General features: G+C 65.3%; 5 protein-coding genes and 3 pseudogenes. 3 read left to right on the forward strand and 5 right to left on the reverse strand.

Annotated features, from left to right (window positions below):
* Positions 1-94 precede the first annotated feature (94 nt).
* The 4 genes and pseudogenes from H7I57_RS29380 to H7I57_RS29395 all read right to left on the reverse strand — a co-directional run.
* A pseudogene (locus H7I57_RS29380) lies at positions 95-333 on the reverse strand (integrase core domain-containing protein); the annotation flags it as partial.
* Positions 334-400: 67 nt separating this feature from the next.
* Positions 401-1,210, reverse strand: coding sequence for an IS21-like element helper ATPase IstB (istB, locus tag H7I57_RS29385; RefSeq protein ID WP_264028052.1), 810 nt, complete (start codon positions 1,208-1,210; stop codon positions 401-403).
* Positions 1,207-2,715 (reverse strand): annotated as a pseudogene (gene istA, locus H7I57_RS29390) (IS21 family transposase). The gene istB and the pseudogene istA overlap by 4 nt, the downstream one beginning before the upstream one ends.
* Positions 2,716-2,880: 165 nt before the next feature.
* Positions 2,881-3,139, reverse strand: a pseudogene (locus tag H7I57_RS29395) (transposase); the annotation flags it as partial.
* A gap of 74 nt (positions 3,140-3,213) precedes the next feature.
* Here H7I57_RS29395 and H7I57_RS29400 point away from each other — a divergent pair.
* Positions 3,214-3,546: a transposase gene (locus H7I57_RS29400; RefSeq protein ID WP_264028053.1), complete on the forward strand. Its 333-nt coding sequence runs from the start codon at positions 3,214-3,216 to the stop codon at positions 3,544-3,546.
* A complete protein-coding gene (locus tag H7I57_RS34015; RefSeq protein WP_443678346.1) occupies positions 3,543-3,902 on the forward strand; it encodes an IS3 family transposase in 360 nt (119 codons plus the stop codon). The genes H7I57_RS29400 and H7I57_RS34015 overlap by 4 nt, the downstream gene beginning before the upstream one ends.
* Here H7I57_RS34015 and H7I57_RS34020 read toward each other — a convergent pair.
* Complete coding sequence (locus H7I57_RS34020) at positions 3,794-4,159, reverse strand: DUF3024 domain-containing protein (protein ID WP_443678347.1); 366 nt, start codon at positions 4,157-4,159, stop codon at positions 3,794-3,796. The two genes, H7I57_RS34015 and H7I57_RS34020, sit on opposite strands and share 109 nt — an antisense overlap.
* 122 nt (positions 4,160-4,281) lie before the next feature.
* Between H7I57_RS34020 and H7I57_RS29415 the strand changes: the two genes are divergently transcribed.
* Entirely contained in the window at positions 4,282-5,244 is a 963-nt protein-coding gene (locus H7I57_RS29415; RefSeq protein WP_264028054.1) for an ISL3 family transposase, read from the forward strand.
* The last annotated feature ends 24 nt before the right edge of the window (positions 5,245-5,268 follow it).

Raw genomic sequence — 5,268 nt, forward strand, 5'->3', positions numbered from 1 at the left:
GGCCATCATCTGATCCCGCACAACGGCCCACCCCGACTCCAAAGCGCACAACCGAATTCGCCCCCACGCCGAGGGTCGATCGGTGAATCAAGGCTTAGGGCAGCGTAGCCGGTGTCAGGTTCCTTTCGTAGGTGGCGGGGCTGGAATGACGGCAGTGGGAGTGTCGTCGTTTGGTGTTGTAGCGGGCCAGCCATCGGAAGATCTCACGGCGGCAGGTCGACGTGTCGGGCCAGCAGGCACGGTCTTGCAGGATCTCGCGTTTGAGGGCGGCGTTGAACGATTCGGCGAGCGCGTTAACAGGCATGACCCCACCCCACCCATCGACTGGATGACCTGTCAATGGCCAAGTAGAAGTCCCCGCTGGTGGCCAGATGAAAGTCCCCACCCCGTGCGGTGATTCTTAGGTTGGTTGGGCGGTCTCCTTCCGGTGTTGGGCGTCCTTCATGCGGTAGGAGTCGCCGTCGGTGATGACGACGGTGGCGTGGTGCAGCAGCCGGTCGAGGATGCTGACGGCGGTGGTCTGCTCGGGCAGGAATCGTCCCCATTCTTGGAATGGCCAGTGCGAGCCGATGGCTAGGGATCGGCGTTCGTAGGCGCCAGCGACGAGCCGGAACAGCAGCTGGGTGCCGGTGTCGTCGAGCGGGGCGAAGCCCAGTTCGTCGAGTATGATCAGATCGGCACGCAGCAGTGATTCGATGATCTTGCCGACGGTGTTGTCGGCTAAGCCGCGGTAGAGGGTCTCGACGAGGTCGGCGGCGGTGAAGTAGCGGACCTTGTACCCGGCGTGGATGGCAGCAACTCCGAGACCGATCAGGGTGTGGGACTTGCCGGTCCCGGCGGGTCCGATGATCGCCAGGTTTTGTTGTGTACGAACCCATTCCAGACTTGATAGGTAGTCGAACACCTTGGGTTGTATCGATGAGGCGGCCACGTCGAAGGACTCCAACGTCTTGGCGACGGGGAACCCGGCGGCCTTGAGCCGGTTGACGACGTTGGAGGCATCCCGGGCCGCCAACTCGGTCTCGACCAGGGTCCGCAGCACCTCCTCGGGCGTCCAGCGTTGGGTCTTGGCGGTCAGCAGGACCTCGGGTGCGGTGCGCCGGATCGCAGCGAGTTTGAGCCGCCGCAGCCCGGCGTCTAGATCGGCCGCCAGTGCCGGCACTGATGGCGGTGCGACGGGTTTGGTCAGCTTGGCCGGCGCGGTGGTCATGATGTGACGCCGCCGTCAGCGGCCGGTGTGACCGTGTAGGCGTTCAGAGATCGGGTCGGGGCGACCGGGTAGGTCCAGGATCAACGCATCTCCAGCGGAGCGGGGTTGAGGAGTTCCGGCACCCGCAGCCAGGATGGAACGCACGTCGGCGGCACGGAACCGCCGGAACGCCACCGCCCGCCGCAACGCCGCGATCAGGGTGTCGGTGCCGTGCGCGGCGCCCAACCCGAGTAGGACCTCCAACTCCGAGCCCAACCGGGTGTTGTCGATGGCCGCAGCCCCGACCAGGAACGCGTGGGCATCTTCACCGAGCGCGCAGAACTGTTGCTCCACCGTCGATTTGGGCCGTGGACCTCGGTTGGGTGCCGGTCGTGGCCCGTCGTAGTGGTCGTCGAGGATCGATGCCGAGCCTGGGGCTCCCAACTCGTGTTCGGCCACGATCACACCGGTCGCGGGTTCCACGATGCATAGCGCACCGTGATCGACGACGACCGCCACGCTTGTGCCGATCAGCCGGGTGGGCACGGAGTAGCGGGCCGAGCCGTATCGGATGCAGGACAGGCGGTCGACCTTGCGGATGACCGACGGCGCCCCGACTTGCAGTCGTAGAGATGGCAAGGGCCGTAACAGTTCGCGTTCGACCAGGAGCCGTTCGTCGGGCACTGCGCAGGTCTCCGAGTGCACCGTGGCGTTGACTTCGGCGCACCACGTCCTGGCCGCGACGTTGGCGGCCCGCAGATCAACAGCTCTGCCGTCGATAGCGGCCTGCGTGAGCAGCGGGACGGCGAGATCGCGTTGGGCATACCCGCACAAGTTCTCTACGACGCCTTGGACTGCGGATCCTCGGCGTGGCAGAAGTCCGGTGCGAATCCGTAATGGCCGGCGAGCCGGACGTATTCGGCGGTGGGAATGACCACGTTGGCGACCACACCGCCCTTCAAACACGCCATCCGATCAGCCAGCACCCGCGCCGGAACACCACCGATCGCACTGAAGGCTTCGGCGATCAGCGCCAACGTCGTGGATGCGCGTTGATCGGTGGCGAACGCGACGAACCGCCACCGGGAGAACGCGAGCACCGCGCAGAACAGGAACAACCCCGGTGCGGCCTGGGCCCAGTCGATCACAAGATACTCACCTGGTGACCACACCGCGGGGCGGCGACCGCGGTGATGCTCATTGCGCCACAACGTCTTCGTCTTGTTGACGAGGCGACGGAAGTTGCGTGCCGAGCCGTCATAGCCGGCGGCGCGGGCGATCGGCAACATACGCTTGGCCGACATCCGGCCTTGCGATTTGTCGACTCGTTCGGCGACCAAGTCGGTCACCGCGTCGTAGTTGTGGGCCCGCTCCGCCCTCGGCGGTGGGTTATCGCCGGCTTCGAACTTCTCGACGACCCGTTTGACGGTCTTGGGCGTGGTGCTGCAGAGCTCGGCGGCGCCTCGGTATGACCCGACTTGTTGATAAGCAGAAATGATGTCCATGCGGTCCTTCGCAGACTTCAATGGAACTCCCCGGTGGTGGTGGTGTCTGGTTGGCACCTTCACCGTCACCATCGGGGCCTGCAGTTCCTGATCGACACGACGAACACGGGGTGGGGACTTTTATCTGGCCACCAGCGGGGACTTCTACTTGGCCACCAGTGAGGACTTTTTCATGGCCACGGACATGACCTCCAGATCGCGGCAAAGGTTCGCGAACTCCTTTGATGTGTACTGACTTCCGTGATCTGCATGGAATATTGCACCGGCCAGGCCGCCCCGCAACGCGACCGCAGCCTTCAGTGCGTCCTCGACCAGTTCGGTGCGCATATGATCGGCGATCGCCCACCCCGCGACCCGCCGTGAACAGCAGTCGATCACCGTGGCCAGGTACAGATTGCCGCCGGTCGCCAATGGCAAGTAGGTTGATGTCGCCGACATAGCGGGTGTGGGTCCTGACCCCAGGTGTTGGACACGCTGAATCCCGCAAGATTGGCGGGGGAAGCGAGATGATCGACACCGATGGCAAGGAAAAATTATCCCGACGAGTTCAAGCGGGACGCGGTGGCGTTGTACCGAGACACTGAGGGCGCGACGATCACCCAGATCGCCGACGAACTCGGCATCAGTGGGGTGACGCTGTCGGCCTGGTGCAAGGCCGCTGGGGTGCCGATTCGGCACCGCAACCCCACCACTGGTGCCGCACCAGTATCGGGCGCGGAAACCCCTGACCAGGAGCTGGCCCGGCTACGTGCCGAAGTAGGGCAGCTACGTGCGGACAAGACCCGGTTGTCCACCGAGCGCGACATTCTGCGGTCGGCGGCCAAATATTTCGCCGGGGAGACGAACTGGTGAGCCGCTTCCAGTTCGGCGCCGACCACCTCGACACCTATCCGGTGAAGTGGCTGTGCGCGATCGTTGAGGTCGCGCGTTCCTCGTTCTACGCCTGGCTTGCTGGTGCCGATGACCGCACCGCCCGCGAAGCGGCTGACCAGGCACTGGCCGAACGGATCCGTACCGTCCATGAGGCGGACAACAACTACGGGGCGCCGCGGATCACCGCTGAACTCAACGACGGCGTGCCCGAGCAGGAGCGGGTCAATCACAAACGGGTGGCACGGGTGATGCGGGCGGCCAAGATCGCCGTCGGATCGCGATCCACCTCAGCGAGTAGCTCTTCGACACTGGCCGTAGACGCCACTCGATCGTAGGCATGGAACCGCAGGTTGCGGTCTCGCCAGTACAACGACCACACGCCGGTGGTCTTCACATAGCGCAGTCGGGCGATCGGAAACCGGGTCCAGTCCACACCCATGTCCGCCCGCCACGGCGGCCGGCATTCCACGATCGCCACATGCCGTTCGGCGACATCGGCCTCGACCCGAACCTCGTCACGGACATGCTCCCGCACCCTGCCACGGCACCACCGCTGCACCCGCGCCACGTCCGTCTCCGGCAAAACACTCACCCGACTAGTGTGCAACCCGTCCCGTTGCAACGCTGACTGGAATCTGCCTACTTTTTCGGCGCTTCGGAGTTTTCCGTGGGTAGGTCTGGTCCGGGCTGATCGATTGGGGGCAGGATCGGGTCATGCGCGACACCGAGTTGTACCGCCATCTGCTGGGATTGGTAGCTCCGTGGGAGGTGGAGCGGGTCGAGCTGTCGGCAGGCGATGAACGCGTGGACGTGTGGGTGCGCCATCGGGACCGGACTCGGTTCGCCTGCCCGGAGTGCGATACGGCTCTGCCGGTCTATGACCACTCGGCTGAGCGGGCGTGGCGACATCTGGACTCGTGTGCGTTCCTGACCTTCCTGCATGCCAGCGCGCCGCGGGTGGCCTGCCCTGAGCACGGGGTGCGCCAGGTCCGGTTGCCGTGGGCCGAACCGCACTCGCGGTTCACCACGTTGTTCGAGCGGCTGGCCATCGACGTGCTTGCCGCGTGCGACGTGGCGGCCGCGGCTGGGCTGCTGCGGGTCAGCTGGGACGAGGCGTGGCATCTGATGGACCGCGCCGTGACCCGCGGCCTGGCCGCCAAACCGCTTACCGCCCCGGCCCATGTCGGGGTCGATGAGAAAGCGGCCGGGAAGGGCCAGGACTACATCACCGTCGTCTCCGACCTGGATGCCGGCACGGTGGAGTTCATCGCCGACGAACGCCGACAGGCCAGCCTGGACGGCTACTTCGACCGGTTCACCGCCGAGCAGCGGGCCGGTATCGAGGCGGTGGCGATGGACATGTGGGAGCCGTTCGCCAACTCGGTGCGCGCGCACCTGACCGACGCCGAGGACAAGATCGTGTTCGACCGCTACCACCTGATGGGCTATCTGACCAAGGCCGTGGACACCGTGCGCAAGGCCGAGAACCGGGCGCTGGCCGCGGTCGGCGACAAGAGCCTGGCCGGCAGCAAGTATCTGTGGCTGTACTCCGCGGAGAACCTGCCCGAACGTCACCAAGACCGCTTCGCCACGCTGCGCTCCGGTGTGGTTCCCCCGAAATCGTGGAGGGTTTCCTATGCCGCTTCCGGCTTGGTCTTGGATTCCCTGATCTCGTAGTTGACGGGCGATAGCCCGTCTGCG

It is taken from the genome of Mycolicibacterium pyrenivorans (assembly GCF_025821625.1).
Lineage (GTDB): Bacteria > Actinomycetota > Actinomycetes > Mycobacteriales > Mycobacteriaceae > Mycobacterium > Mycobacterium pyrenivorans.

Coding starts and splice junctions, on each gene's coding strand:
- istB (WP_264028052.1), bottom strand. CDS start 1,210: ATGACCACCGCGCCGGCCAAGCTGACCAAACCCGTCGCACCGCCATCA.
- H7I57_RS29400 (WP_264028053.1), top strand. CDS start 3,214: ATGGCAAGGAAAAATTATCCCGACGAGTTCAAGCGGGACGCGGTGGCG.
- H7I57_RS29415 (WP_264028054.1), top strand. CDS start 4,282: ATGCGCGACACCGAGTTGTACCGCCATCTGCTGGGATTGGTAGCTCCG.